The sequence below is a fragment of the Streptomyces sp. L2 genome (assembly GCF_004124325.1).
Taxonomy (GTDB): Bacteria; Actinomycetota; Actinomycetes; order Streptomycetales; family Streptomycetaceae; genus Streptomyces.
Map to the genome: position 1 here is coordinate 2,728,195 of NZ_QBDT01000001.1, position 26,665 is coordinate 2,754,859.

Consider the following 26,665-nt stretch of genomic DNA (forward strand, 5'->3'; position numbering starts at 1 on the left):
CAGACAACGCGACGCGCACCGCGCACCCCCACACACCGACACATGCGCCGCAGGCATCCCCCCACCCACCGGCACCCGCATCCACACCCGCCACCACGCACCGCACCCGTCCCCCCAACGCCACCACGCACCGCACCCGCCCCCGCACCTCGCCCAGCGCCGCAGGCGCCCGCGCCCGCCCCCCGCCGAGCGCCGCAGGCACGTCTCACGCCGGTCGCAAGTGCACGATGTCCCCCGCTCCCACCGGCTCCCGCACCCCCTCCTCCGTGGCGATGACCAACCGCCCGTCCCCGTCCACGGCCACCGCCTCGCCCACCACGGCCCGCTCCCCCGGCAACTCCGCCCGCACGGTCCGCCCCAACGTCGCGCACCCCGCCACGTACGCCTCCTGCAACCCGCTGACCAGCGGATCCCCGCCCGCCGCCCGCCACCGCCCGTACCAGGTCTCCAGCGACCGCAGCACGGCCCGCAGCAGCGGATCCCGGTCGGTCCCCACCGCCCCGGCCAGCGCCAGCGACCCCGCCGCCGGAACCGGCAGCTCCTCCGCCCGCAGCGTGACGTTCAGACCGACCCCGACGACGACACCACCGTCCCCCGCCGCCTCGGCGAGGATCCCCCCGGCCTTCCGCTCCTCCCCACCCACGCTCACCAGCAGATCGTTCGGCCACTTCAGCGCCGTATCCACGCCGGCCGCCCGCGACAGCCCCGTCGCCACCGCCACCCCGGTGAGCAGCGGCAGCCACCCCCACCGGGCCACCGGCACCTCGGCGGGCCGCAGCAGCACGGAGAAGAACAGCCCGGAGCGCGGCGGAGCCGTCCACTGCCGGTCGAGCCGCCCCCGCCCGGCGGTCTGCTCCTCGGCGACGAGCACGGCCCCCTCCCCCACCGCACCCGCGACCGCCCGGGCGACCAGGTCGGAGTTGGTGGACCCGGTCCGCTGGACCACGTCAACACCGGTCCACAGACTCCCCTCCCGCACGAGCGCCCGCCGCAGCGAGCCCACGTTCAGGGGCGGACGGCCCAGATCGGACCAACGGCTGTCACTGGACGAAGAAGAGGCATCTCGCGGCGTCATGCAACCCACAGTAGGTGTGGGAAAGGCCGCAGTGCTGATCGCTGAGCCCAGCACTACTCTACGGATGAGTAACCGTCCCCCCTTTTGAGCAGGCAGGGAGCCGCATCCCGATGTCCGAGCCGGAAGAGCGTCAAGAGATCGACATCCACACCACCGCTGGGAAGCTCGCCGATCTCCAGCGGCGCATCGACGAGGCGACGCACGCCGGCTCCGCACGCGCCGTCGAGAAGCAGCATGCCAAGGGCAAGCTGACGGCCCGTGAGCGGATCGAACTCCTCCTCGACGAGGACTCGTTCGTCGAGCTGGACGAGTTCGCCCGGCACCGCTCCACCAACTTCGGCCTGGAGCAGAACCGCCCGTACGGCGACGGCGTCGTCACCGGCTACGGCACGGTCGACGGCCGCCCCGTCGCGGTCTTCTCCCAGGATTTCACGGTCTTCGGCGGCGCCCTCGGCGAGGTCTACGGCCAGAAGATCGTCAAGGTCATGGACTTCGCGCTGAAGACGGGCTGCCCGGTCATCGGCATCAACGACTCGGGCGGCGCCCGCATCCAGGAGGGCGTGGCCTCCCTCGGCGCGTACGGCGAGATCTTCCGCCGCAACACGCACGCCTCCGGCGTCATCCCCCAGATCAGCCTGATCGTCGGCCCGTGCGCGGGCGGCGCGGTCTACTCCCCGGCGATCACGGACTTCACGGTGATGGTCGACCAGACCAGCCACATGTTCATCACCGGCCCGGACGTCATCAAGACGGTCACCGGTGAGGACGTCGGCTTCGAGGAACTCGGCGGTGCCCGCACGCACAACGCGACCTCCGGCGTGGCCCACCACATGGCGGGCGACGAGAAGGACGCGATCGAGTACGTCAAGCAGCTGCTGTCGTACCTCCCGTCGAACAACCTCTCGGAGGCCCCGGTCTTCCCGGAGGAGGCGGACCTCGCCGTCACGGACGAGGACCGCGAGCTGGACACCCTGGTGCCGGACAGCGCGAACCAGCCGTACGACATCCACACGGTGATCGAGCACGTGCTGGACGACGCGGAGTTCTTCGAGACGCAGGCGCTGTTCGCACCGAACATCGTCACCGGTTTCGGCCGGGTCGAGGGACACCCGGTCGGCATCGTGGCGAACCAGCCGATGCAGTTCGCGGGCTGCCTGGACATCACGGCGAGCGAGAAGGCGGCCCGTTTCGTCCGCACGTGCGACGCCTTCAACGTCCCCGTCCTCACCTTCGTCGACGTCCCCGGCTTCCTGCCCGGCGTCGACCAGGAGCACGACGGCATCATCCGGCGCGGCGCGAAGCTGATCTTCGCGTACGCAGAGGCGACGGTCCCGCTCATCACGGTCATCACCCGCAAGGCGTTCGGCGGCGCGTACGACGTCATGGGCTCCAAGCACCTGGGGGCGGACCTCAACCTGGCGTGGCCGACGGCGCAGATCGCGGTCATGGGCGCGCAGGGAGCGGTCAACATCCTGCACCGCCGGACGATCGCGGAGGCGGAGTCCGCCGGGGACGGCGAGGCGACCCGCGCGCGGCTGATCCAGGAGTACGAGGACACGCTCCTGAACCCCTACGTGGCGGCCGAGCGGGGCTACGTCGACGCGGTGATCATGCCGTCGGACACCAGGGCCCACATCGTCCGCGGCCTGCGTCAACTGCGCTCCAAGCGGGAATCCCTGCCTCCGAAGAAGCACGGCAACATCCCTCTCTAGGCCCAGTCACCGGACCCCGGAGCCGACATGAACATCAAGGTCGTACGAGGCAACCCCACAGCGGAGGAGCTGGCCGCCGCTCTGGCGGTAGTCCACGCCCGCGCCGCGACGGCACAACAGCCGTCCGGCGCGCGGGGCGCGAGCGCAGCCTGGTCGGACCCAGCCCGCATCGCCACGACACACATCCCCACCCCAGGCCCAGCATCCTGGCCCCGCACGTACTGGCCAAGCTGAGCCGAGCCACGTCAGGGGCGCGAGGCTGTATCGATATGCGGCTCCGCCGCGTGAGCGCACAGAGGAGCAACCCCGCGCCCCAATCTGAGTACCGATACTCAGGCACCCCCACCGGTCAAGCCGCACGCTGGTGCCATGCTGTGGTCAGACCCCGAGAACGAGCCCCCCAAAGAACTCCGCGACATGCAGGAGATGTTGCGGCGGCTCGGCCTCCTCATGGCCCTCGCGATGATCCTGGCCATGATCGTGATCGGCCTGAGGTGAATCGGGATGATCTGGGCCGCGTCGCGTGACTAACCTGACCGCATGACTCCCACGCCGTCCCGCAGGCGCCTGATCCTCGCCTCCCAGTCCCCCGCCCGCCTCGGCCTCCTGCGCCAGGCGGGCCTCGCGCCCGAGGTCATCGTGAGCGGGGTGGACGAGGAGGCCGTCACCGCGCCCACCCCCGCCGAGCTGGCCCTCGCCCTGGCCGAGGCGAAGGCATCGGTCGTGGCGGCGAAGCCGGAGGTGAACGGCGCCCTGGTGATCGGCTGCGACTCGGTGCTGGAGCTGGACGGGCAGGCGCTGGGCAAGCCGGCCGACGCCGAGGAGGCGACCGCCCGCTGGAAGGCGATGCGGGGCCGGGCCGGGGTCCTCCAGACGGGCCACTGCGTCTGGGACACCACGGCCGGCCGGTACGTATCGGCGACGGCGTCCACGGTGGTCAGCTTCGGCAGCCCCACCGACGACGAGATCGCCGCCTACGTCGCCTCGGGCGAGCCCCTCCACGTCGCCGGGGCGTTCACCCTCGACGGCCGCTCGGCGCCGTTCATCGAGGGCATCGAGGGCGACCACGGCAATGTGATCGGCATCAGCCTGCCTCTCGTACGGCGGCTGCTGGCCGAACTGGGCGTCGGGATCACCGACTTGTGGGCACCGGCACCGCCGCGCTGAGCCGCTGACCGGGCACGGAGTCCTGGGGCTCGTCCCCGTCCTGGGGCGGCACACCGCCGCTCCGGGACCCGGCACCCTTCTCCAGACTCGGCCCCGCGCCCGCCGCCGCATCCGCGCCCGGCTCGTTCTCAGCCACAGGGGCGCCGCCCTGCCCGGCGCTCCCGCCGGAGGCATCCTGCTCGGGACCGGGCGCACGGTCGTACGTCATCAGGAGCAGGACCACGAGCGCGAACACGACCATCATGAACAGGAACGCCGAGAAGCTCACCATGGCCCAGACGAAGGCGCCGAGCAGGGCGTGCACCACGGCGACGCTGATCAGCAGGACGCGGCCGAGCCCGGCCGGGGCGCGGTCGCGGACGGCGACGAGGACGGCCACCACCGCGCACAGCACGAAGTACAGGCCGAAGACCAGGCCGCCGATCTTCGAGGACGTCGACATGACGTCGGGGTCGAGTCCGGCCAGGGACATCTCCTGCCGGTCGACGACGATGCCGAGGAACCAGTTCAGCCAGGCGACGCCGAACGCCTCGGCGAGGAGTACGACCGCCACGACCCACGCCACCGGTCTGCGCACCACCGGTCCCACCCACTTTCGCCGTGCCGAAGCCCCCAACAGGGCTGCTGTGACCGCTGTTACCCGAAGTACGCCCGCCCGTCGCCCGACCACCACCCCTCAAGGAGGCCCTTCGGGCCGCAGCGCCTGACTCGGCAGACCGAACGCTACTAACGGGTAAACCCTGGGACAAGGGTCCGGTCGGTGGCAAAGAATCATTGGGCCATTCGTAGGGACTCGACAAAGAAACGAAGTGGGCCGCGGCACGCCTTCACAGAGACCTTGACCACACGACGGCGCTAGGGTTGCCCGCAGGAGTCCTGCGCACCTCGGTGCGACAAGGGCTTTCGCGGGTCGAGCGAGCCTCGAATAACGCTCCGTGTGGGCAAGCTCACCATTGGGGACGGGTCGATGTGTCGTGTCGGCAGTCCCTAAACTCGGCTTGTTTCAAGGAGGGAGCCTCAATCGTGCGCAAGGTGCTCATCGCCAACCGTGGCGAAATCGCTGTCCGCGTGGCCCGGGCCTGTCGGGATGCCGGGATCGCGAGCGTGGCCGTCTACGCCGACCCGGACAGGGACGCTCTGCATGTCCGCGCCGCGGATGAGGCGTTCGCCCTGGGTGGTGACACCCCGGCGACCAGCTACCTCGTGATCGACAAGATCCTGAACGCGGCGCGCGAGTCGGGTGCGGACGCCATCCACCCGGGCTACGGCTTCCTGTCGGAGAACGCCGAGTTCGCCCAGGCGGTCCTCGACGCGGGTCTGAACTGGATCGGCCCGCCGCCGCACGCCATCCGCGACCTGGGTGACAAGGTCGCCGCCCGCCACATCGCACAGCGGGCCGGCGCCCCGCTGGTGGCCGGCACCCCCGACCCGGTGTCGGGTGCCGACGAGGTCGTGGCCTTCGCTGAGGAGCACGGCCTGCCGATCGCCATCAAGGCCGCCTTCGGTGGCGGCGGCCGCGGCCTGAAGGTCGCCCGGACCCTGGAAGAGGTTCCGGAGCTGTACGACTCCGCGGTCCGTGAGGCGGTCGCCGCGTTCGGCCGCGGCGAGTGCTTCGTCGAGCGCTACCTGGACCGCCCCCGCCACGTGGAGACCCAGTGCCTGGCGGACAAGCACGGCAACGTGGTCGTGGTCTCCACCCGTGACTGCTCGCTGCAGCGCCGCCACCAGAAGCTGGTGGAGGAGGCCCCGGCGCCGTTCCTCTCCGAGGAGCAGGTCGCCGAGCTGTACCGCGCCTCGAAGGCGATCCTGAAGGAGGCCGGCTACGAGGGCGCTGGCACGTGCGAGTTCCTGGTGGGCCAGGACGGCACGATCTCCTTCCTGGAGGTGAACACCCGCCTCCAGGTGGAGCACCCGGTGACCGAGGAGGTCGCGGGCGTCGACCTGGTGCGCGAGATGTTCCGCATCGCCGACGGCGAGGAGCTGGGCTACGACGACCCGCCGCTGCGCGGTCACTCGTTCGAGTTCCGCATCAACGGTGAGGACCCGGGCCGTAACTTCCTCCCGGCCCCCGGTACCGTCACCCGGTTCGACGCGCCGACCGGCCCCGGCGTCCGCCTGGACGCGGGTGTGGAGTCCGGTTCGGTCATCGGCCCGGCGTGGGACTCGCTGCTCGCCAAGCTGATCGTGACGGGCCGTACCCGCAAGGAGGCCCTGGAGCGGGCCGCCCGCGCGCTGGACGAGTTCCAGGTCGAGGGCATGGCCACGGCCATCCCGTTCCACCGCGTGGTGGTCCGGGACCCGGCGTTCGGCCCCGAACTGACCGGCTCCACCGAGCCCTTCAAGGTCCACACCCGCTGGATCGAGACGGAGTTCGTCAACGAGATCAAGCCGTTCGCCGCTCCGGCCGACGCCGAGGCGGACGAGGACTCGGCCCGCGAGACGGTCGTCGTCGAGGTCGGCGGCAAGCGCCTGGAGGTCTCGCTGCCGTCCTCGCTCGGCATGAGCCTGGCCCGCACGGGCCTGGCGGCCGGCGCCAAGCCCAAGCGCCGCGCGGCCAAGAAGTCCGGCCCCGTGGCCTCCGGCGACACCCTCGCCTCCCCGATGCAGGGCACGATCGTCAAGATCGCCGTCGAGGAGGGCCAGGAGGTCAAGGAAGGCGACCTCGTCGTCGTCCTCGAAGCCATGAAGATGGAACAGCCCCTCAACGCCCACAAGGCCGGCACCATCAAGGGCCTCACCGCAGAGGTAGGCGCCTCCATCACCTCAGGCGCCCCCATCTGCGAAATCAAGGACTGACCTCAAGCGCCGAGAAGACGCCCGGTGGACCCAGAAGTCCACCGGGCGTCAGCGTTTCCGAGGGCGCCTTGTCAACGCCGCTCAGGGGCGCGGGGCTGTACCAATATGCGGCTCCGCCACGCGGGCGCGACAAGCACCGGGCGTCCGCGTATACAGGGGCGCCTTGTCAACACCGCTCAGGGACACCCACCCAGGGGCGCGGGGAACTGCGCGATCAACCACAACGCACCCGCACCCGCGAACGAACCGAACCCCCACGGCGCCTAGGCAACCTCACCGCCGCCGAAGATCGGCAACCCTCCCCCGCTCACCCCCGCCGGACGGCTCCAGCACCCCCCGAAGCCCGCCGCCGGCGCCAGGCACCCCCCGCCGAGGCCCCGGCAAAGGCGCCCTCTGCCGCCCGGCAGACGCACCCTCACTCCCAGCCCCAGTCCCAGCGACAGCGACCTGCACGCCCTGATCCGCCAGCGCCTGCAACTCCGTACCCGCCCGATCGTCATGCGCCGGCGGCTCATCGGTCACCAGCCGGTTGATGACATCCGTGGGCACGGTCTGGAACATCGTGTCGGCGCCCAGCTTGGTGTGGTCGGCGAGCACCACCACCTCCGCGGCGGCCTGCACCAGCGCCCGGTCGACGGACGCCGACAGCATGTTGGACGTGGAGAGCCCGCGCTCGGCGGTGAGCCCGCTGCCGGACAGGAAGGCCTTGGACACCCGGAGTCCATGGAGGGACTGCTCGGCGCCGGAGCCGACGAGGGCGTAGTTGGAGCCCCGCAGCGTGCCGCCGGTCATCACGACCTCGACCCGGTTGGCATGGGCGAGCGCCTGGGCGACCAGCAGGGAGTTGGTGACGACCGTCAGCCCGGGCACCCGTGCGAGCCGGCGGGCCAGCTCCTGCGTGGTGGTGCCCGCCCCGACCACGATGGCCTCGCCCTCTTCGACGAGGCTCGCGGCGAGATCGGCGATGGCCGTCTTCTCGGCGGTCGCGAGATGGGACTTCTGCGGAAAGCCGGACTCTCGCGTGAACCCGCCCGGCAGTACCGCACCGCCGTGCCGGCGGTCGAGGAGTCCTTCTGCCTCCAGCGCGCGCACGTCCCGCCGTACGGTCACTTCGGAGGTCTGGACGACGCGGGCGAGTTCACGGAGCGACACGGCCCCGTTCGCTCGCACCATTTCGAGGATCAATTGGCGACGTTCTGCAGCGAACACGAAACTGACAGTAACCCCAACGACCGTCTGCTTTCAGCAGTTTGCGCCGAATAACAGAAGTTGTTCGCATGGTAGGGCGGGAGGTGGTATAGGGCCTACCCGCCCCGACTATGCCGTACGCATGCTCGACAACTCCCCGTGACCAGCGGGAACGTGCCGGAGGCCGGACGGGCCGTCAGCCCTCGCCGGTGGCCTTGCGGGTGTGCAACTGCCGTGCCACTTCCGCGATCGAGCCCGAAAGGGACGGGTACACGGTGAAGGCGTTCGCGATCTGTTCGACCGTCAGATTGTTGTCGACGGCGATCGAGATGGGATGGATGAGTTCCGAGGCGCGCGGCGCCACGACCACACCGCCGACCACGATCCCGGTGCCCGGGCGGCAGAAGATCTTCACGAAGCCGTCCCGGATGCCCTGCATCTTGGCGCGCGGGTTGCGCAGGAGCGGCAGCTTGACGACGCGGGCGTCGATCTTGCCGGCGTCGACGTCGGCCTGGCTGTAGCCGACGGTGGCGATCTCGGGGTCGGTGAAGACGTTGGAGGAGACGGTCTTGAGGTTGAGCGGGGCCACCGCGTCGCCGAGGAAGTGGTAGACGGCGATGCGGCCCTGCATGGCGGCCACCGAGGCGAGGGCGAAAACGCCGGTCACGTCACCAGCCGCGTAGACGCCGGGGGCGGTCGTGCGCGAGACCTTGTCGGTCCAGATGTGACCGGACTCGCGCAACCTGACGCCGGCCTCCTCCAGGCCGAGCCCGGCGCTGTTGGGAATGGCGCCGACGGCCATCAGGCAGTGCGAGCCGGTGATGACCCGGCCGTCGGCCAGCGTGACCTCCACCCGGTCGCCGACGCGCTTGGCGGACTGCGCGCGGGAGCGGGACATCACGTTCATACCGCGGCGCCGGAAGACGTCCTCCAGGACGGCGGCGGCGTCCGGGTCCTCGCCGGGGAGCACCCGGTCGCGGGAGGAGACGAGGGTGACCTTCGAGCCCAGGGCCTGGTAGGCGCCGGCGAACTCGGCGCCGGTCACACCGGAGCCGACCACGATCAGCTCTTCGGGCAGCTCGGTGAGGTCGTAGACCTGGGTCCAGTTGAGGATGCGCTCGCCGTCGGGCTGGGCGTCGGGCACCTCTCGCGGGTGGCCGCCGGTGGCGATGATGACGGCGTCCGCGACGAGGGTCTCCTCGGTGCCGTCGGCGGCGGTGACGACGACCTTCCGGGACCCGTCGAGGGCCTGCATGCCGTCGAGCCGGCCGCGGCCGCGCATCACGCGCGCGCCGGCCCGGGTCACGGAGGCGGTGATGTCGTGGGACTGGGCGAGCGCCAGGCGCTTCACACGGCGGTTGACCTTTCCCAGGTCCACGCCGACCACGCGGGCCGCCTGCTCCAGCGGCGGGGTGTCGTCGGCGACGATGATGCCCAGCTCCTCGTAGGAGGAGTCGAAGGTGGTCATCACCTCGGCCGTAGCGATAAGGGTCTTCGACGGCACGCAGTCGGTCAGCACCGACGCCCCGCCCAGACCGTCGCAGTCGACGACGGTCACCTCCGCGCCGAGCTGGGCGGCCACCAGGGCCGCCTCGTATCCGCCGGGTCCGCCACCGATGATCACGATCCGAGTCACGTACCCCATTGTCCCGCACGCCTCAAGGTGCTACTGCCCGGGGGCGTGCGGGGTGCGCACGGCAGGGGCGCACGGGACCGGAGTGACGCACGTTTGTGCTCCGGTGCCCTGCCGTACCCTCTGTGCATGTCGCTCTATGCCGCGTACGCCGGCAACCTCGACGCGCGCCTGATGTCCCGCCGCGCCCCGCACTCCCCGCTGCGCGCCACCGGCTGGCTGAACAGCTGGCGGCTGACCTTCGGGGGCGAGCAGCTGGGCTGGGAGGGCGCGCTGGCGACGCTGGTCGAGGACCCGCTCTCGCAGGTCTTCGTCGCGCTGTACGACATCGCCCCGCCGGACGAGGAGTCCCTGGACCGCTGGGACGGCGTCGGCCTCGGCGTGTACCGGCGCACCCGGATCCGCGTCCACACCCTGGACGGCGAGGAGCAGGCCTGGACGTACGTCCTCAACGGCTACGAGGGCGGCCTCCCCTCGGCCCGCTACCTGGGCGAGGTCGCGGACGCGGCGGAGTCCGCCGGCGCCCCCTACGACTATGTGATGGAACTACGGAAACGCCCCTGCTAGGTCCTGTCACCGCGGTCCGGCAGACTTCGCCGGGTGACGACTCCGGCCTACGAGGTCTGCTACGTGGAACGAGCGGCGGCGGCACGCGACCGCCTGGACGACCGGCGGCGTCCGGTCTTCGACCGGGGCATCGCCGCGCTGGCCCGCGATCCCTTCCCGCGCGTCTCCCGCGCCGTCGGCGCCACGTCCGGCACCCGCCTGCTACGGCTCACCCGCGACATCCTGGTCGAGTACGTGGTCAGTCCGCGCCGCGTGCTCATCGTCACGGTCGAGGTGTTCGACGACGCGGACGTCCTCGTCCCGGACGTCTGAACAGGCGGGAAGGCGCCGGGAAGCGTCCCCTCGTCGGAAACAACAAGACAACGATCGCCATCCCGTGCGCTCTGTCATCTACGCGCGTAGGCGAAGAGCGGCTACGCTCGTCGCGTGAACGCATCTCTTCTTCCGGACGACATCCAGGGCGCCGCCCCCCAGGACCCCCGGGCCGCCGCCGACGCCGCCGCCGCGCGCCTGCGCGAACTCACCGGCGCCGAGACCCATGACGTCACCCTCGTGATGGGCTCCGGCTGGGCCCCGGCCGTCGACGCCCTCGGCGCCCCCGACGCCGAGTTCCAGGTCACCGAGCTGCCCGGCTTCCCGCCGCCGGCGGTCGAGGGGCACGGCGGCCGGGTCCGCTCGTACTCCACCGGTGCCAAGCGCGCGCTGGTCTTCTTGGGCCGCACGCACTACTACGAGGGCCGTGGCGTGGCCGCCGTCGCGCACGGCGTCCGTACGGCCGTCGCCGCCGGCTGCAAGACCATCGTGCTCACCAACGGCTGCGGCGGTCTGCGCGAGGGCATGCGCCCCGGCCAGCCGGTCCTGATCAGCGACCACATCAACCTCACGGCGACCTCCCCGATCGTCGGCGCCAACTTCGTCGACCTCACCGACCTGTACTCGCCGCGGCTGCGCGCCCTGTGCAAGGAGATCGACCCCTCCCTGGAGGAGGGCGTCTACGCGCAGTTCCCCGGCCCGCACTACGAGACCCCGGCCGAGATCCGCATGGCCCGCGTGATCGGCGCGGACCTGGTCGGCATGTCCACCGTCCTGGAGGCCATCGCCGCGCGCGAGGCGGGCGCCGAGGTGCTGGGCATCTCCCTCGTCACCAACCTCGCCGCCGGCATGACGGGTGAGCCCCTCAACCACGAGGAGGTCCTCCAGGCCGGCCGCGACTCGGCGGCCCGCATGGGCGCCCTGCTGACCGAGGTACTGGGCAAGCTGTAGCCCCCGTGGGCCCGCCTCTCGACCCGAGCGAGTCGGGTGGGCGGGCGAGAAACGAGGGGGCCCAGGGGCGGAGCCCCCGGTGGACCACGCAAACACGGAGAGGTTGACCACGACGTGCACGACGATCTCATCGCCCGGGCCGCATCCTGGCTCGCCGAGGACCCCGACCAGGAGACCCGCGACGAACTGGCCCGGCTGATCGACGCCGGCGACACCAAGGAACTGTCGGTCCGCTTCGGCGGAACCCTGCAGTTCGGCACCGCGGGCCTGCGCGGCGAACTCGGCGCCGGCCCGATGCGCATGAACCGCACCGTCGTCATCCGCGCCGCCGCCGGCCTCGCCGCGTACCTGAAGAAGAATGGCACCCCGCACGGGGGCGACGACGCCGGCCTCGTCGTCATCGGCTACGACGCCCGCCACAAGTCCGCCGACTTCGCCCGCGACACCGCCGCCGTGATGACCGGCGCCGGCCTGCGTGCCGCCGTACTCCCCCGCCCGCTCCCCACCCCCGTCCTCGCCTTCGCCATAAGGCACCTCGGCGCGGTCGCGGGCGTGGAGGTCACCGCCAGCCACAACCCGCCCCGCGACAACGGCTACAAGGTGTACCTCGGTGACGGCTCCCAGATCGTGCCGCCCGCCGACACGGGCATCGCCGCCGAGATCGACGCGATCGCCTCGCTGCACGACGTACCCCGCCCCGACGCCGGCTGGGACACCCTGGACGACGCGGTCCTGGACGCATACCTGGCCCGTACGGACGCCGTACTGACCGCCAGCTCCCCGCGCACCGCCCGCACCGTCTACACGGCCATGCACGGCGTCGGCAAGGACACCCTCCTCGCCGCGTTCGCCCGCGCGGGCTTCCCCGAACCGGTGCTGGTCGCCGAGCAGGCGGAGCCGGACCCGGACTTCCCGACGGTCTCCTTCCCCAACCCGGAGGAGCCGGGCGCGATGGACCTCGCGTTCGCCGCCGCCCGCGCCACCGGCCCGGACCTGGTCGTCGCCAACGACCCGGACGCCGACCGCTGCGCCGTCGCCGTCCAGGACGGCGGCGACTGGCGGATGCTGCGCGGCGACGAGGTCGGCGCCCTCCTCGCCGCCCACCTGGTCCGCGGCGGGGCCACCGGCACCTTCGCGGAGTCGATCGTCTCCTCCTCCCTCCTCGGCCGTATCGCCCAGAAGGCGGGACTGCCGTACGAGGAGACCCTGACCGGCTTCAAGTGGATCGCCCGCGTCGACGGCCTGCGCTACGGCTACGAGGAGGCCCTCGGCTACTGCGTCGACCCGGAGGGCGTGCGCGACAAGGACGGCATCACCGCCGCGCTGCTGATCACCGAGCTGGCGTCGGTGCTCAAGGAGGAGGGCCGCACCCTCCTGGACCTGCTGGACGACCTGGCCGTGGAGCACGGACTGCACGCCACGGACCAGCTCTCGGTCCGCGTCGAGGACCTCTCCGTGATCGCGGACGCCATGCGCCGGCTGCGCGAGCACCCGCCGACCGAGCTGGCGGGCCTGGCCATCACCCGGGCCGAGGACCTGGCCCGGGGCACCGACACCCTGCCGCCCACGGACGGCCTGCGCTACACCCTCGACGGCGCCCGCGTCGTCGTCCGCCCCAGCGGCACCGAGCCCAAGCTGAAGTGCTACCTGGAGGTCGTCGTCCCGGTCGGCGACCACGACGGCCTTCCGGCAGCCCGCGCCCGGGCCACCGAGCTGCTCGACGCGGTCAAGCGCGACCTGTCGGCGGCGGCCGGCATCTGAGAAGTGTCTGTGTACCGCGTCAACCCGCCTGCTGTTCCAGCCGGTTGACGCGGTACACGTCCGGCACGCACAGGTTGAGGACCACGGCCGCCGCGACGAGTCCGGCGCAGGCCAGCAGCACGGTCTCGTCGGCCCAGCTGTGCGCGGCGAGCGCGGTGACCAGGTAGCCGAGGGGGATGGCGAGCCGCTCCCCCACGCCGTTGAACGCGCTCATGCGCCCCTGCTCGTGCTGCGGGACGTGCTGCTGGAAGGCGGTGGTCCAGGCGACGATCGCGATGTCGAGCCCGATCCCGGCGAGCAGGACCGCCACCAGCACGACGGCCAAGGGAAGTCCGGCCCCCATGGCGGCCAGCGGCAGAGCGAGCCCTCCGCTCGTCACGACCGCGACGGTGAGCAGCCGGTACGGCTTCCAGCGCAGGCACACCAGCGTCCCGGCCAGCAGCCCCGCGGCGAATCCGGCCTGGATCAGCCCCCAGTCCCGCGCCCCGGCGTACTCCCGGGCGGCGACGAGCGGCCCGAGGAGCTGGAACCCGGCCAGCCACGCGGCGACGAGCACGGTCCCGGCGGCCGTGTAGGTCCACAGCCAGGTGCGCGACCAGAACCCGGTCCACCCGGCCCGCAGATCCGCCGCCACGCCGCCGACGGCGACCGGGGCGGCCAGCCGCAGCCCGAGCAGCAGTACGGCCGCCACGGCGAACGTCAGCGCGTCCCAGGCCAGCGCCCAGGCCGGGCCGCTCGCGGCGACCACCACGCCCCCGGCGACCGGCCCCAGCACCTTCACCGCGTTGCCGGGCAGCCGCAGCAGCGCGTTGGCCCGCTGGAGCTGTTCGGCGGGCACGATCTGGGCGACGGCGCCCTGTGCGGCCGGCACGGTCAGGGACGTGGCCGTCCCCGAGAGGAAGCCGCAGACGGCGATCGAGGCCGTGGTCGCGTGCCCGGTGGCGACGGTGACCGCGAGGGCGCCCTGCGCGAGGGCCGCCAGCAGATTGCCGAGGAACAGCATCCGGCTACGGGAGAGCCGGTCCGCGAGCAGGCCGCCGGCCAGCAGGAACACGATCGTCGGCACGGTGTTCGTGGCCAGCACGAGCCCCAGCGAACCGGCCCCGCCGCCCGCGTCGATGACGGAGTAGGCCAGCGCGAGCGGAGCCATGGCGGAACCGGTGGCCGAGATCAGATTGGCCCCGACGAACCGCCGGAACCCGGCGTTCCGCAAGGGCCCACCATGCACCGCCCCCGCTCCCTCGACGACCCCGACGTCCGCACCACCGCCCGCCACGCCGCTCCCCCTCCACGCTCACCGAAGGACGCACTCTAACCGCGGCCCGCCCGGCGCAGGAGGGCGCGCGATCCGGAGCGTTTTGAAGGGGCGCGGCACTGTCTCGATACACGCCTCCACCGCGAGGGCGCGACCAGCACAACGAGCCCACCCTCACCCACACCGACCGACAGAGGCGCCCCAAAAAGGGGCGCGGGGAACTGCGCGACCAGCCACAACCAGCCCGCACTCACCCACACCGACCGGCGGAGGCGCCCCAAAAGGGGCGCGGGGAACTGCGCGACCAGCCCCAACGGGCCCGCGGCCGACACACAACCGAAGCCGAGCCACAGCCGCAGCCACTCAGCCCCTGGCCAGCAGAATCGCCAGCACCACCGCTCCGGCCAGCGCGGGCCCCGCCACCTCGTAAGCCCAGCGCACGCTGATCTCGCCCTGGGCCGCCTCCGCCTCCCCGCGGCGCTCGTGGATCTCGCGGAGGTCGGCCATGGCCTGGTCCATGTCGGCGCGGGCCGGGCTGCCGGCGTCCGCGTCAGCGCCGCCGCCGAAACCGCCGAGCCCTCCGATGCCGCCGAGGTTCATGCCGACGGGTCTGACCCGCTGGGACCGGCCGCCACGGGCCGCGTCCGAGGCCGCGCGGGCCTGGCGCCGCTCGACCTTCTTGCGGGCGCGCAGCGAGACCGGGATGGCCCAGAGCTGGTACTTGGTGCCGGACTTCGCGACGACCTCGTTGGAGAAGCTCGATCGCAGGGTGGCGATCTCACCCCAGGGCACGCTGATCACCCGGAACGGGTTGCGGATCCGCAGCCGGTCGTCTCCGGCGAAGACCGCCGGGCGCAGCGTGAAGGCGATGATCAGCGGGAAGAGCAGGATCATCCCGGCGAGCGCCAGCCACTGCGTCCGGCCGTGGCCGCGGAACAGCGCGTCGAAGCCGAGCCAGCCGACGATCACGAGCAGCAGCACACCCGCCACCAGGGCCATGGGCGAGCGGTAGATCCGGTCCTTGGCCGCGGGCACCGGAGGCTGTGGCGTGGGGGTCGGGTGGTCCGGGGTCGTCATGGTCCCGATTGTGCCCGACGCCACCGACAACGTTCCGCCGAGCCCCGTATCCGCCGCTCATCCGTGATCTCCGGCCGGAGGATGAGCGGCAAAGCGGCCCGAAGAAGCCCCCGGGGCTATACATCCGCTACGCGCGTAGATATGCTCGTCTGGTGACCATGCCCACCACCGCACCCCACGCACTTGCTGACGTCACCGCGTCCGACAGCACGCTGCGCCGCTTCCTCCACGGGCTGCCCGGCGTCGACGCGGTCGGCCTGGAGGCGCGCGCCGCGTCCCTCGGCACCCGATCCATCAAGACCACCGCGAAGGCGTACGCCATCGACCTCGCCATCTCGATGGTCGACCTGACGACGCTGGAAGGCGCGGACACCCCGGGCAAGGTCCGGGCGCTCGGCGCCAAGGCGGTCCGCCCCGACCCGACGGACCGTACGGCCCCGGCGACGGCCGCGGTCTGCGTCTATCCCGACATGGTGGCCGTCGCCAAGGAGGCCGTCGCCGGCTCGGGCGTCAAGGTCGCCTCCGTCGCCACCGCGTTCCCGGCCGGCCGTGCCGCCCTCGACGTAAAGCTGGCCGACGTGCGCGACGCCGTCGCGGCGGGCGCCGACGAGGTCGACATGGTCATCGACCGGGGCGCGTTCCTGTCCGGCCGGTACCTGAAGGTGTACGACGAGATCGTCGCCGTGAAGGAGGCCTGCGGGGCGAGCGCTCGCCTGAAGGTCATCTTCGAGACCGGTGAGCTGTCGACGTACGACAACATCCGCCGCGCGTCCTGGCTCGGCATGCTGGCCGGGGCGGACTTCATCAAGACGTCCACCGGCAAGGTCGCCGTCAACGCGACCCCCGCGAACACGCTCCTGATGCTGGAGGCCGTGCGGGACTTCCGCGCTCAGACCGGCGTCCAGGTGGGCGTGAAGCCCGCCGGCGGCATCCGCACCTCCAAGGACGCCGTCAAATTCCTGGTCCTGGTCAACGAGACCGCCGGCGGCGACTGGCTGGACAACCACTGGTTCCGCTTCGGCGCCTCCTCGCTCCTGAACGACCTGCTGATGCAGCGTCAGAAGCTGGCCACCGGCCGCTACTCCGGCCCCGACTACGTGACGGTGGACTGATCACCATGGCACCCGCATCCGTACCTTCATCCGCGTTCGAGTACGCACCGGCGCCCGAGTCCCGCTCGATCGTCGACATCGCCCCCTCCTACGGCCTGTTCATCGACGGCGAGTTCGTGGAGGCGGCCGGCGGCAAGGTCTTCAAGACCGTCTCCCCCAGCACCGAGGAGGTGCTGTCGGAGGTCGCGCAGGCCGACGCCGAGGACGTGGACCGTGCCGTGAAGGCGGCCCGCAAGGCCTTCGAGAAGTGGTCCGCGCTGCCCGGCTCCGAGCGCGCCAAGTACCTGTTCCGCATCGCCCGGATCGTCCAGGAGCGCAGCCGCGAGCTGGCGGTCCTGGAGACGCTGGACAACGGCAAGCCGATCAAGGAGACGCGGGACGCGGACCTCCCCCTGGTCGCCGCCCACTTCTTCTACTACGCGGGCTGGGCGGACAAGCTCGGCCACGCCGGATTCGGCCCGGACCCGCGCCCCCTGGGCGTGGCCGGCCAGGTCATCCCGTGGAACTTCCCGCTGCTCATGCTGGCGTGGAAGATCGCCCCGGCGCTGGCGACCGGCAACACGGTGGTCCTGAAGCCCGCCGAGACGACCCCGCTCTCCGCCCTGTTCTTCGCGGACATCTGCCGCCAGGCGGGCCTGCCCAAGGGTGTCGTCAACATCCTGCCGGGCTACGGCGACGCGGGCGCCGCGCTCGTCGGGCACCCGGACGTGAACAAGGTCGCCTTCACCGGCTCCACGGCCGTCGGCAAGGAGATCGCCCGCACGGTGGCGGGCACCCGGAAGAAGCTCACGCTCGAACTGGGCGGCAAGGGCGCCAACATCGTCTTCGACGACGCCCCGATCGACCAGGCCGTCGAGGGCATCGTGAACGGCATCTTCTTCAACCAGGGCCAGGTCTGCTGCGCCGGCTCCCGCCTCCTGGTCCAGGAGTCGGTCCAGGACGAGCTGCTGGACTCCCTGAAGCGGCGCCTGTCCACGCTGCGCCTCGGCGACCCGCTGGACAAGAACACCGACATCGGCGCGATCAACTCCGAGGAGCAGCTGACCCGGATCACCTCGCTCGTCGAGCGGGGCGAGGCGGAGGGCGCCGAACGCTGGTCTCCCGCCTGCGAACTGCCCTCCTCGGGTTACTGGTTCGCTCCCACCCTCTTCACGAACGTCACCCAGGCGCACACCATCGCCCGGGACGAGATCTTCGGCCCGGTGCTGTCGGTGCTGACCTTCCGCACCCCCGACGAGGCCGTCGCCAAGGCCAACAACACCCCGTACGGACTGTCGGCGGGCATCTGGACCGAGAAGGGCTCGCGCATCCTCGCCGTCGCGAACAAGCTGCGCGCCGGCGTCGTCTGGTCCAACACGTTCAACAAGTTCGACCCGACCTCGCCGTTCGGCGGTTACAAGGAGTCGGGCTTCGGCCGCGAGGGCGGCCGCCACGGCCTGGAGGCGTACCTCGATGTCTGACAAGTCCGAGCAGCAGCGACTCAGCGTCTTCAAGACCTACAAGCTGTACGTCGGCGGGAAGTTCCCGCGTTCCGAGAGCGGCCGGGTGTACGAGGTGACCGACGCAAAGGGCAAGTGGCTGGCCAACGCGCCGCTCTCCTCCCGCAAGGACGCCCGGGACGCGGTCGTCGCCGCACGCAAGGCGTTCGGCGGCTGGTCGGGCGCGACGGCGTACAACAGGGGCCAGGTCCTCTACCGCGTCGCCGAGATGCTGGAGGGCCGCCGCGAGCAGTTCACCCGCGAGGTCGCCGACGCCGAGGGCCTGTCCAAGTCCAAGGCTGCCGCCCTGGTGGACGCCACCATCGACCGCTGGGTCTGGTACGCCGGCTGGACCGACAAGATCGCCCAGGTGGTGGGCGGCGGCAACCCGGTCGCGGGCCCGTACTTCAACCTCTCCTCCCCGGAGCCGACGGGTGTCGTAGCCGTCCTGGCTCCCCAGGAGTCCTCCTTCCTGGGCCTGGTCTCGGTCCTCGCCCCCGTGATCGCCACCGGCAACACGGCGATCGTCATCGCCTCCGAGAAGTCCCCGCTCCCCGCTCTCTCCCTCGGCGAGGTCCTGGCCACGTCCGACGTCCCGGGCGGCGTGGTCAACGTCCTGTCCGGCCGTACGGCGGAGATCGCGACCCCGTTGGCCGCCCACCAGGACGTCAACGCGATCGACCTCGCGGGCGCGGACGAGGTGCTGGCCAAGGAGCTGGAGATCTCCGCGGCCGACAACCTCAAGCGCGTCCTGCGTCCACAGCCTGTGGACGACTGGTCGGCGACCCCCGGCATCGACCGCATGACGGCCTTCCTGGAAACGAAGACGGTCTGGCACCCCACGGGTTCCCTGGGCGCGTCAGGCTCCGCGTACTGACACTCGCCTCGTAATCCCTGGGCGCCAAGCCGCCACACAGACGAGAGCCGCGGTTCCCCTCCGTCCGGGGGAAGCGCGGCTCTCTCCGTCAGAGCACCTCACCCCGACTGCGCGCATTGGCCTTGGCGACCCGCGCCCGAACCACCGCCCCCTCTCCGCCCTCCGGCTCGACGTCACCGGGCAACGCCGTCCACTCGACACCCCCGGCGGGCGGCCGCAGCCAGACATACCCGTCGAGGTGATCCATGACGATCCCGCGCCGGGCGCGCCGGGTGTCGTAGGCGGGCGAACCGACGGGAAGGCGGCCGGAAATGGTGGGGCGACTCAACTATGCCTCCTGGGCGATGACTCTCTCTCGCCGTTCAGCGTCCCGGTCCACAACCACCCCAGAACAGGGTGAAGCCGTTCCGCACGCGAATCCGGAACGCCCGCCACCTGCCCTCTTTCACCGTTCGCAGCCAAACTGTCACCGAACGCGACTACCGTGAACGGCAGATGACGTCCCCTCAGGGACGCGGAACGACCAGGGGGACCCCATGACCCAACCCGCCCGCGACCTCAACCCCGCCCGCTCGGCCCGCGAGCTCTACGGCGTCGAACTCCACCGCCAACGCCAGCTCGCCGGCCTCTCCCTGGACCGCCTGTCGGACATCGTCAACTACAGCAAGACCCACCTGCACGGGGTGGAGACTGGGGAACGGCTCCCCTTGCCCCCGATCTCGGAGAAGCTGGACGTGGCATTCGGCACGGGCGAGTTGTTCCAGGGGCTGTGGGGAACGGTGAAGCGGGAGCACTCGCCAAGGCGGTTCGACCATTGCCTGGAGTTGGAGGCACGGGCGGCACGGATTCAGGAGTTCGGTGCGAGCGTCATCCCTGGGCTGCTCCAGACACCGGCCTATATGCGAGCACTATTCGAAGAAGGTGAGCGAGGAAGGTCACCCAAGGAGATCGATGGTCTGGTCGCAGCTCGCATGGGCCGCCAGGAAGTCTTGCGCGGAGGTGGCTCACCGGACTGCTGGTGGGTTCTCGGCGAGGCAACCCTTCGGCTTGCTGTGGGCGGCCCGTTGGTGATGCGCGAGCAGCTCGCAGCCTTGCTGCCCCTGGTTAACACCCGCCGCACCACAATCCAGGTAGCTCCGTTCGCGTTGGGCGCATGTTCCCTGACAAGCGGCGCGCTCATCCTGCTCACGCTCCCAGACAACTCCACCACCGTGTACCACGAGGGTGCTGGGTACGGAGAGATCTTCGACGACCGCGAGACTGTCACTCGGCGTATGGGAGACTTCGATTATATGAAGGCATGCGCTCTCTCGCCTCGGGAGTCCGCAGCGTTGATCCAAGCAGTGTTGGAGTCATACGAGCCATGCGAGTCACCCCGGAGCTGAACACCGCATGCTGGCGCAGGTCCTCCTACAGCGGGGGCGAGCAGGGAGACGCCTGCGTCGAGGTCTGTGACGCCGTCCCCGGCACGATCCCCGTCCGAGACAGCAAGAACCCGACCGGCCCCGTCCTCCTGCTCGGCACCGCCGCTTGGCGCCCGTTCGTCAACGGTGTCACAGACGGCAATCTGTAAGTCGTACGACGAGAACGGGCCCCGGAGGTCGTCCCGGGGCCCGTTCGGAACAAGGCGGTCGGCAAGCCGCCTAGCCCGCCGCTGCTCCCCTACCGCTCACTCGTCCTTGACGAGGTACTCGACGGAGTCCACGACGAACTCGCCGTACTGAAGCGCAGAACCGATGGACTCCAGCCTGGCATACTGATCCGAGGAGAGAGACACCCCGGGGACCGCAGTGATCACCCTCAGCAGCAGCCGTAGAGCCAAGTCCGGAGTACAGCGGCGCGCGCAGTCGACAAGCGCCGCAGTCACCTCGGTCTCCAGCGACCGTACCTGCTGGATCTCGGCCACCACTGCGTCGAGGCAGGCCGCTCCGTCGTTCGCGTCCACGCCGGTGAACGGACGCACATCTGTTGTCGACGACAGTCGCGCGTCACACAGGTCAACGACTGTCTGGGTCCACTGTGCTCCCGAGATCAACGCGAAAGGCGGCAGATAGTCCGTCCCGGCCTCCCACAGCACCTCCAGCGTCTTCGTCGGAAGGCCGTCCAGGAGCGTCTGAGCATCGCGTCGGACGGCCAGGACATATTCGGCGTCCGGGTAGGCAAGCCATTTGGCAACCACGTCAGAGGCCGTAGGCCCGTCGAAGCACCAGTCCTCGTGGAAGAAAGTCATCACCCACGAGACACCGAAGTCAAACTCCGTGAACCGCTGCACTGCATATCACCTCCGTCACTTCGGATAGAAGGTCTGCACGTAGTAGCCGCGAGGGTGCTTGGGCATCCCATCCCGCCTGGGCGCCTTCACCAGCTTGAGGAAGAACCCGTTACCGGCGTCCACAGTAGGCCGGTCCCCCCAGTAGACCTTGCCCAGGGAAGTGCCCTCAGAGCCGAAGGTGCCGCTCAACTTCAACTCGACCGAGCCGCCCTGCCTCCGCATCCACGTGCTGATCCTGCTGGCATTCTTCTCCAGAGCAAAGTCGAGGACCTTCTGTGCCGTCGCTTCGTCGAGCCACACACTGTTCGCCGTTGGCCTACCCGACTCTCGCGTCTTCCTCGCGGCCAGAGCCTTCGCCTCCTGCTCATTCGGTCGCACGTGCTCCGCGAGGGTGTGCGCGTCGCGGAACTGGGTCTCGTCCAGCGCCAGATTGTCGCAGTTGTGGACCAGGACCGGGCTGCTGCCGGCGACCGCGTAGAAGGTGTGCAGCTCGGAGACGGTCAGGTCATAGACCGTCCGAGGTGCCGCTTCATGCCGGTCGTACAGTGCGGCCACCGTGCGGACGGTTCCGTCCGGACCGGGCAAGGCGTCTCCGCGCCGCAGGTCGGAGGCCAGGGTCCAGCCATGGTCGGTGACGTAGAACCGGTGGCCGGGTGTGCTGGTGAGGTGTCCGCCGCCGGTGAGGACGATATCGACCAGGTCCACGGTGGTGTGGTGGAACGTCCGGGTGACCGGTTCGCCCTGGGCGCGTCCGGTCGCCGGGTCGATGGCCAATAGCAGATCACCGATCCGTACGTCACGAAGTGTCTTCCGGCTACCGTTGGCGAGAACCACCTGGGTGGTGCCGGGGAAGCTGTTCACCGAGCATGCCGTCCGCGCTTCTTCGTACACCTCGGCCTGGTGTTCGATGTCAGCCAGCGTCTTCGCGTCGACGTCCAGCGCCTTGAGGGCCTTCAGGGCGTCTTCCACCCCCTTCCCTGACCGCATCGCGGCGTCCACGCTTCGGATCGCCTCGGTGATCTTCCCGAGCGGACCGCCGAGCGGAAGCCAGGTGGCGGCCCAGGCGCAGTCGCTGAGGCTGCCGTCGCCGTCACCGGTGACCTTGTGGTAGCAGCCGGTGAAGTCACCCTCGATCGACTTTGCGATGCCCTTCCAGACGTCGAAAGTCACGTCCAGGGCGGATACCTTGACCTTCTTGCTCAGGCCCTTGACCGTCACCGTCTTGAGGAAGACCGTGTTCTCGGCCGGGCACCCGGACTCGGTGGCGGGCACGTCCGGGTTGAGGCACAGGTAGTAGCTGACCACCGCGTCGAAGTGTGCGATGAACACCAGCGTGTTGCAGTTGAAGTTGTGACACTCGTTGGGCAGGCGTTCCGGGTCGCCGTCCTGTTTGATCTCGTCGATGACGGAGAACACACCACCGACTCCCGTCGCGGCACCGGTCTGCACCTGCTGGTTGGCCTTCTCCTTCTCGGCCTTGTCGGCGGCGTCTTGTGCTTCCTTGGCGTACTTGTTCGCGTCCTTGGCTGCCTGTTCGGCCTCTGTTGCGGCGGTGTCTGCTCGGTCGGCTGCGGAGCGGGCGTCCTTGGCGTCCTGTTGGGCCTGGGCTGCTGCGGTGCGGGCGGCGGAGGCGTCGAGTTCGGCGGTGTCGGCGGAGTCGCGGGCGTCTTTGGCGTAGCCCTCGGCCTTGCCGGCGGCCTTGTCGGCTGCGTCGGCGTCGTCGGTGGCTTGTTGGTCGTAGGTGATGGTGCGGGCCAGGGCGGCTGCTGCTTTGGAGGCCGCGGTGGCGGCGTCGGCCGCGTAGGTCAGGGCGTCCTTGGAGTAGGTGAGGGCGTCGGCGGCGTATCGGGCGGCGTTGGCCGCGTGCTGGTAGGCCTCCTTGGCGTCTCCCTTCGCCTGGTCGGCGAGGTTCTTGGCGGCGTCGGCCTCGGCCGTGGCGTTCTTGGCGTGGGCGTCGGCGACGGCTTGCTGCTGTTCGGCGATCGTCTTGGATGCCTGTCCGGTGAGGACGACCAGGCCGGCGGCGGAGTCGGTGGTGATGTAGGGGGAGCCGAGCTGGACGGCGTCGTTGGCCGGGGCGGCGACTTGCTGTGCCGACGTGCCGGCGTCCACGGCGGCCTGGGCGGTGACGTGGGCGTAGCCGACGGCTTTCGCCGCGGCCGCGACCGCGTTGCCGGCTTCCTGGTCCGCCTGGTCCGCCTGGGTTTTGGCGTCCTTGGCGTGTCCTTCGGCCTCGTTCGCGAGTTTGACGGCTGTTTTTGCCTGGGAGGAGGCGTCCTGGGAGGCTTTGATGGCGTCGGCGGCGGCGCTGGTCGCGGTTTTCACGTCCGCGTCGGCCTTGAGTTTGTCGGCCTGGGCGGCGTCGGCGTCGGAGCGGGCGCGTTTGGCGGCTGCTTCGGCGCGGGTGGCCGCGGCGTCGGCGTCGGCTGCCGCCTTGGTGGCGGCGTCGGCCGCGGACTGGGCCTTGGTCGCTGCGGTTTCGGCGTCGTCGGCGTGCTGGTCGGCGTCGTTGGCGGCGGTGCGGGCGGCGTCGGCCGCGTCGCCGGAGTCCAGTGAGTCGGCGTAGGCGTCCTTGGCGTCGGCCTTGGCGCGGGCGGCGTTGGCCTTCTGTTTGGCGTCCCAGGCGTCGTCGCGTTTGTCCCTGGCGTCGCCGGCGGCCTTGACCGCGTCGTCGCGCTTGGAGCCGGCCGTCTTCTCCGCGGCCTCCGCCTTGTCCTTGGCGTCCTTGGCCTTCGTCGCCTCGGACAGGGCCGTCGTCTTGTCGGTGGCGGCTTCCGCCTGTTTCGCGGCGGCGGTCTCCTTCGCCGCCTTGGCGGTCTTCTCCTCGGCCTCGGCGTCGAGGCGCCGGGCGTGGGCGTCGGCGGCGGCCGCCTTCGCGTCGCCCTCCGCCTTGACCGCGACCGTCAGCTTGCTCTCGGCGGTCTCCTTGTCCTTCTTCGCGTTGTCGCGGTGCACCTTCGCCGCGTCCGCCGCGGCCTTGGCCTGCGACTCGGCCGTCTTCGCGGCCTCCTTGCGGAACTCCGCCTTCGACTGCGCCGCCTGGGCGAGCGCACGCTCGGCGACGGTCTGGCTGTCGGCGGCCGAGGCGCGGGTGGCGGCCTCGGCCGTCTCGCCGGCCTTCACCATCGCCGCGAGCGCGGCCACGGCTCCCTTGGTCACCTGTGCTTTCTGCTGACCGACCAGCAGGCCGCGGCCCCGGGGAGCGCCGTTGGCGTCGGCGATGTCGTACGCGGCCTGCATGGCCTGGTCGGAGGTGGTGCCGGCCTTCTGTGCGGCGGTGAGCTGGGCCTTGAGGACGGCGAGTTGCGCCTTCGCTCCGGTTCGGGCGTCGGTGACGCCCTTCTTCGCCTTGCTGAACTGCGCCTTCGACGGGTACGAGAGGGTGTCGGCGCCTTGGTGGCCCTTGGGGACGAGCCGGAACTTCTGCCCGTCGCTGTTGTCGCAGCTCCACAGCCAGGAGTCCTTGCCGTTGGCGAACGAGTTAAGGTCCAGGCACTTGTCCGTAGCGGCATTGCGCAGCTCACTGGCGGCGTGGGCGTCGAAGTTCCACCGCTGGGCCGCCGAGCCGTTGCAGGTCCAGATCTGGATCTTGGTGCCGTTGGCGTCGTCGCTGCTCTTCACGTCCAGGCACTTCTGCGCGTTGATGTTGCGCAGGGCGTAGCCGCCGTCGTCGCCGAAGACCTGCCACCTCTGGGCACTGGTGTCATTGCAGGTGTAGATCTGGACGGGGGTGCCGTTGGTCTTCCCCGAGCCCTGCACGTCCAGGCACTTGCCCCTGGCGGCGACGACCTGGATGACCGCCGGGGAGTCGCCGACCCAGCCGAGGCCACCGGGGCTCCAGTAGTCCTGCCAGCGGGTGAGGTGGTCGGCGACCCAGGAGTGTCCCAGCATGGTGCTGAGCGCCTTCGCCCCCTTGGCGAGCGCGCCGACGGCGTCCTTGTTCGCGTCCAGGACCTCGTCGCGCTGGGTGGCCTGGGAGGCGACCTCCTTCTGCCACTCCTCGGCCGCGGTCGCCGTCACGTTGCCCAGCACACCGTCCGGGTCGAGCGGGTCACGCCAACCGCATGCGGCGAAACGGGACTTCACGTCCTCCACGGCTATGCGGTACTCCGGCGTGCCCGGCGCGGGAGCCACGTGCGGGAAACCGCCCGAGGAGAGGAACAGGCGGGCGTCGTCAGCCCCCGCCTTCGTGCCCGGTCCGCCGTGCATCCACTCGAACGCGTTGTGCTCGGCAAGGGCACGGTTCCACTCCGCGGTCGTCTTGCCGTCCGGGGCCGGATCCTTCCCGTAGAGGGGGGTGCCCAGCGCGTCGACGGCTGTCAGGGTGCTAGTGCCGGCCCTCGGGGTCTCGTCCTGGTAGAAGTCCTCGTCGCTCTGCCAGAACCTGTCGGCCACCCACGCGGACAGGCCCGTCTGGTTGTAGAAACTCTTGTCGCCATCAGGGGGTGAGTGGAACCCGGTCTCGGTGAACCCGGCGGGTGTCTCCAGGCCGGCCAGGGGCTTCTGCCAGCCATCCCGAAGCGCCGACAGACCGGCCATCTCCTTGTCCGCCGCGTCACGGTCGGCCTGATACGCCGTCGCGAGCGGCGTCTTCGCCCAGTTGTCCCGGTCGGCCAGGGCGTGCAGCATGTCGGCCGGCTGGTCGAGGCCGTTCTGCGCGGTGGAGGCCATCGACGGGCCGCCCAGGCGCAGTACGTCGGACATCAGGCACTGGTCCTGGCGCAACTGCTCGGCGCTCGTGTCCTGGTACCAGGGGTAGGAGTCGGCCGAGGGAGCGGTCACCGGGCTCGGCAGGCCACCAGGATGAACCGCCAGTCCGGCCAGAACCGCCAGAGCGGCGACCGAGGTGACGGCGGGCGTGAACTTTCGTGATCTTCGTGATGCGGGCAGGCGGAACCACGGTCTGGGGCGCAAAAGAGCAACCCTTCCTGCGGTCATGGGGGGCGCGGCCGGCGGTGCGGCCGAGGAGCAGAGGTACAGCCGGACGGACCTGAAACGCCCTCAGCAGATCGCTGAGGTGACCTCAGATGCGAGTGCCTTCGACTGACTCGCGGCATGCGGACGTCCGAAAAGACGGCAAGGACGGCAGGACGGCATGACGAAGCGACCCCTCCCCGTGAGCGACGGCGTTCCCCCGGTCGCTGACTGACGCACGTGCGGCTACGGACTGGTCAGGCCCTGATCACGTGCGGTGACAGCCTAGGCGAAAGAGTGCAAGGTCGTACAGAGGTTCGATACTGGGGTGGCGTGAACCGTGCGCGTGACCACCGCCGTTGCCGGCGGCCGGCAGTCCCCGTCCACCCCGGGATTCCATGGAGATTGTGTGTCTTCCATCGGGATGTACGGGAGAGCCGTGGGCGCGGAAGCTTCATATGATTGGCTGATCCGCGATGTGCCCGGAAGACGCGGACGGCCGCGCCTCCCGGAGGAGG

Annotated in this window: 23 protein-coding genes; 14 read left to right on the forward strand and 9 right to left on the reverse strand. The window is 70.6% G+C overall.

The genetic code is table 11. From position 1 onward, the window contains the following. Positions 1 to 205 precede the first annotated feature (205 nt). Positions 206 to 1,075, reverse strand: coding sequence for a biotin--[acetyl-CoA-carboxylase] ligase (locus DBP14_RS11595; RefSeq protein ID WP_129307157.1), 870 nt, complete (start codon positions 1,073 to 1,075; stop codon positions 206 to 208). A gap of 110 nt (positions 1,076 to 1,185) precedes the next feature. Here DBP14_RS11595 and DBP14_RS11600 point away from each other — a divergent pair, with 110 nt between their 5' ends. The 4 genes from DBP14_RS11600 (at position 1,186) to DBP14_RS11610 (ending at position 3,954) form a co-directional block, all read left to right on the forward strand. After that, positions 1,186 to 2,787 carry an acyl-CoA carboxylase subunit beta gene (locus DBP14_RS11600; RefSeq protein WP_129307158.1) on the forward strand — a complete coding sequence of 534 codons (1,602 nt, stop codon included), beginning with the start codon at positions 1,186 to 1,188 and terminating at the stop codon, positions 2,785 to 2,787. 27 nt (positions 2,788 to 2,814) lie between these two features. Further along, positions 2,815 to 3,021, forward strand: a complete 207-nt coding sequence (locus DBP14_RS11605) for an acyl-CoA carboxylase epsilon subunit (RefSeq protein WP_129307159.1) — start codon at positions 2,815 to 2,817, stop codon at positions 3,019 to 3,021. A gap of 135 nt (positions 3,022 to 3,156) precedes the next feature. Then, a complete protein-coding gene (locus DBP14_RS37285; protein WP_099930981.1) occupies positions 3,157 to 3,285 on the forward strand; it encodes a hypothetical protein in 129 nt (42 codons plus the stop codon). Between the two features lie 42 nt (positions 3,286 to 3,327). After that, the gene (locus DBP14_RS11610) at positions 3,328 to 3,954 is read left to right on the forward strand and encodes a nucleoside triphosphate pyrophosphatase (RefSeq protein ID WP_129307160.1); all 627 of its coding nucleotides are present in this window, start codon (positions 3,328 to 3,330) and stop codon (positions 3,952 to 3,954) included. Here the strand turns inward: DBP14_RS11610 and DBP14_RS11615 are convergent. Further along, positions 3,920 to 4,534, reverse strand: a complete 615-nt coding sequence (locus tag DBP14_RS11615) for a hypothetical protein (protein WP_241740872.1) — start codon at positions 4,532 to 4,534, stop codon at positions 3,920 to 3,922. The genes DBP14_RS11610 and DBP14_RS11615 overlap by 35 nt on opposite strands. Before the next feature lie 443 nt (positions 4,535 to 4,977). Between DBP14_RS11615 and DBP14_RS11620 the strand changes: the two genes are divergently transcribed. Beyond that, complete coding sequence (locus DBP14_RS11620; protein WP_129307161.1) at positions 4,978 to 6,750, forward strand: biotin carboxylase N-terminal domain-containing protein; 1,773 nt, start codon at positions 4,978 to 4,980, stop codon at positions 6,748 to 6,750. Positions 6,751 to 7,023: 273 nt separating this feature from the next. Here DBP14_RS11620 and DBP14_RS11625 read toward each other — a convergent pair whose 3' ends face one another. Both DBP14_RS11625 and DBP14_RS11630 read right to left on the reverse strand, forming a co-directional pair. Further along, positions 7,024 to 7,959 carry a DeoR/GlpR family DNA-binding transcription regulator gene (locus DBP14_RS11625; RefSeq protein WP_129307162.1) on the reverse strand — a complete coding sequence of 312 codons (936 nt, stop codon included), beginning with the start codon at positions 7,957 to 7,959 and terminating at the stop codon, positions 7,024 to 7,026. 175 nt (positions 7,960 to 8,134) lie between these two features. Continuing rightward, positions 8,135 to 9,583 (reverse strand): NAD(P)H-quinone dehydrogenase, encoded by a 1,449-nt coding sequence (locus tag DBP14_RS11630; RefSeq protein WP_129307163.1) that lies wholly within the window; start codon positions 9,581 to 9,583, stop codon positions 8,135 to 8,137. A gap of 117 nt (positions 9,584 to 9,700) precedes the next feature. On the opposite strand from DBP14_RS11630, the gene DBP14_RS11635 reads away from it, so the two are divergent. From DBP14_RS11635 to DBP14_RS11650, 4 genes are all read left to right on the forward strand, one after another. Next, on the forward strand, positions 9,701 to 10,138 hold the full coding sequence (locus DBP14_RS11635) for a gamma-glutamylcyclotransferase (protein ID WP_129307164.1): 438 nt from the start codon (positions 9,701 to 9,703) through the stop codon (positions 10,136 to 10,138). Between the two features lie 33 nt (positions 10,139 to 10,171). Then, entirely contained in the window at positions 10,172 to 10,450 is a 279-nt protein-coding gene (locus DBP14_RS11640; protein ID WP_129307165.1) for a hypothetical protein, read from the forward strand. A 114-nt stretch (positions 10,451 to 10,564) separates the two neighbouring features. Further along, on the forward strand, positions 10,565 to 11,401 hold the full coding sequence (locus tag DBP14_RS11645; protein WP_129307166.1) for a purine-nucleoside phosphorylase: 837 nt from the start codon (positions 10,565 to 10,567) through the stop codon (positions 11,399 to 11,401). A 114-nt stretch (positions 11,402 to 11,515) separates the two neighbouring features. Beyond that, positions 11,516 to 13,162, forward strand: a complete 1,647-nt coding sequence (locus DBP14_RS11650) for a phospho-sugar mutase (protein ID WP_129307167.1) — start codon at positions 11,516 to 11,518, stop codon at positions 13,160 to 13,162. A gap of 19 nt (positions 13,163 to 13,181) precedes the next feature. On the opposite strand, the gene DBP14_RS11655 is transcribed toward DBP14_RS11650, so the two are convergent. Then, complete coding sequence (locus DBP14_RS11655; protein ID WP_129307168.1) at positions 13,182 to 14,375, reverse strand: MFS transporter; 1,194 nt, start codon at positions 14,373 to 14,375, stop codon at positions 13,182 to 13,184. Between the two features lie 405 nt (positions 14,376 to 14,780). Beyond that, the gene (locus tag DBP14_RS11660) at positions 14,781 to 15,494 is read right to left on the reverse strand and encodes a PH domain-containing protein (RefSeq protein ID WP_129307169.1); all 714 of its coding nucleotides are present in this window, start codon (positions 15,492 to 15,494) and stop codon (positions 14,781 to 14,783) included. Positions 15,495 to 15,652: 158 nt separating this feature from the next. Here DBP14_RS11660 and deoC point away from each other — a divergent pair, with 158 nt between their 5' ends. The 3 genes from deoC to DBP14_RS11675 are packed head-to-tail and all read left to right on the forward strand — an operon-like array spanning position 15,653 to position 18,961. Continuing rightward, a complete protein-coding gene (gene deoC, locus DBP14_RS11665) occupies positions 15,653 to 16,606 on the forward strand; it encodes a deoxyribose-phosphate aldolase (RefSeq protein WP_129311802.1) in 954 nt (317 codons plus the stop codon). A 5-nt stretch (positions 16,607 to 16,611) separates the two neighbouring features. Next, on the forward strand, positions 16,612 to 18,066 hold the full coding sequence (locus DBP14_RS11670; protein ID WP_129307170.1) for an aldehyde dehydrogenase family protein: 1,455 nt from the start codon (positions 16,612 to 16,614) through the stop codon (positions 18,064 to 18,066). Further along, a complete protein-coding gene (locus tag DBP14_RS11675; protein ID WP_129307171.1) occupies positions 18,059 to 18,961 on the forward strand; it encodes an aldehyde dehydrogenase family protein in 903 nt (300 codons plus the stop codon). Before DBP14_RS11670 ends, DBP14_RS11675 begins: the two co-directional genes overlap by 8 nt. Before the next feature lie 88 nt (positions 18,962 to 19,049). On the opposite strand, the gene DBP14_RS11680 is transcribed toward DBP14_RS11675, so the two are convergent. Further along, positions 19,050 to 19,289 carry a hypothetical protein gene (locus DBP14_RS11680; protein ID WP_164992206.1) on the reverse strand — a complete coding sequence of 80 codons (240 nt, stop codon included), beginning with the start codon at positions 19,287 to 19,289 and terminating at the stop codon, positions 19,050 to 19,052. 208 nt (positions 19,290 to 19,497) lie between these two features. On the opposite strand from DBP14_RS11680, the gene DBP14_RS11685 reads away from it, so the two are divergent. Both DBP14_RS11685 and DBP14_RS11690 read left to right on the forward strand, forming a co-directional pair. After that, the gene (locus DBP14_RS11685) at positions 19,498 to 20,346 is read left to right on the forward strand and encodes a helix-turn-helix transcriptional regulator (protein ID WP_129307172.1); all 849 of its coding nucleotides are present in this window, start codon (positions 19,498 to 19,500) and stop codon (positions 20,344 to 20,346) included. Next, positions 20,325 to 20,534, forward strand: coding sequence for a DUF397 domain-containing protein (locus DBP14_RS11690; RefSeq protein WP_129307173.1), 210 nt, complete (start codon positions 20,325 to 20,327; stop codon positions 20,532 to 20,534). The genes DBP14_RS11685 and DBP14_RS11690 overlap by 22 nt, the downstream gene beginning before the upstream one ends. A gap of 96 nt (positions 20,535 to 20,630) precedes the next feature. Here DBP14_RS11690 and DBP14_RS11695 read toward each other — a convergent pair whose 3' ends face one another. Together DBP14_RS11695 and DBP14_RS11700 are read right to left on the reverse strand one after the other, a co-directional pair. Continuing rightward, on the reverse strand, positions 20,631 to 21,233 hold the full coding sequence (locus tag DBP14_RS11695; RefSeq protein ID WP_129307174.1) for a hypothetical protein: 603 nt from the start codon (positions 21,231 to 21,233) through the stop codon (positions 20,631 to 20,633). A 15-nt stretch (positions 21,234 to 21,248) separates the two neighbouring features. Next, positions 21,249 to 25,937 carry an RICIN domain-containing protein gene (locus tag DBP14_RS11700; protein WP_241741219.1) on the reverse strand — a complete coding sequence of 1,563 codons (4,689 nt, stop codon included), beginning with the start codon at positions 25,935 to 25,937 and terminating at the stop codon, positions 21,249 to 21,251. Positions 25,938 to 26,665 lie beyond the last annotated feature (728 nt).

Bases quoted from the DNA above. Each gene is read 5' to 3' on its own strand.
- DBP14_RS11595 (WP_129307157.1), bottom strand. From the start codon at position 1,075: ATGACGCCGCGAGATGCCTCTTCTTCGTCCAGTGACAGCCGTTGGTCC.
- DBP14_RS11600 (WP_129307158.1), top strand. From the start codon at position 1,186: ATGTCCGAGCCGGAAGAGCGTCAAGAGATCGACATCCACACCACCGCT.
- DBP14_RS11605 (WP_129307159.1), top strand. From the start codon at position 2,815: ATGAACATCAAGGTCGTACGAGGCAACCCCACAGCGGAGGAGCTGGCC.
- DBP14_RS37285 (WP_099930981.1), top strand. From the start codon at position 3,157: ATGCTGTGGTCAGACCCCGAGAACGAGCCCCCCAAAGAACTCCGCGAC.
- DBP14_RS11610 (WP_129307160.1), top strand. From the start codon at position 3,328: ATGACTCCCACGCCGTCCCGCAGGCGCCTGATCCTCGCCTCCCAGTCC.
- DBP14_RS11630 (WP_129307163.1), bottom strand. From the start codon at position 9,583: ATGGGGTACGTGACTCGGATCGTGATCATCGGTGGCGGACCCGGCGGA.
- DBP14_RS11635 (WP_129307164.1), top strand. From the start codon at position 9,701: ATGTCGCTCTATGCCGCGTACGCCGGCAACCTCGACGCGCGCCTGATG.
- DBP14_RS11660 (WP_129307169.1), bottom strand. From the start codon at position 15,494: ATGACGACCCCGGACCACCCGACCCCCACGCCACAGCCTCCGGTGCCC.
- deoC (WP_129311802.1), top strand. From the start codon at position 15,653: ATGCCCACCACCGCACCCCACGCACTTGCTGACGTCACCGCGTCCGAC.
- DBP14_RS11670 (WP_129307170.1), top strand. From the start codon at position 16,612: ATGGCACCCGCATCCGTACCTTCATCCGCGTTCGAGTACGCACCGGCG.
- DBP14_RS11675 (WP_129307171.1), top strand. From the start codon at position 18,059: ATGTCTGACAAGTCCGAGCAGCAGCGACTCAGCGTCTTCAAGACCTAC.
- DBP14_RS11685 (WP_129307172.1), top strand. From the start codon at position 19,498: ATGACCCAACCCGCCCGCGACCTCAACCCCGCCCGCTCGGCCCGCGAG.
- DBP14_RS11690 (WP_129307173.1), top strand. From the start codon at position 20,325: ATGCGAGTCACCCCGGAGCTGAACACCGCATGCTGGCGCAGGTCCTCC.
- DBP14_RS11700 (WP_241741219.1), bottom strand. From the start codon at position 25,937: ATGTCCGACGTACTGCGCCTGGGCGGCCCGTCGATGGCCTCCACCGCG.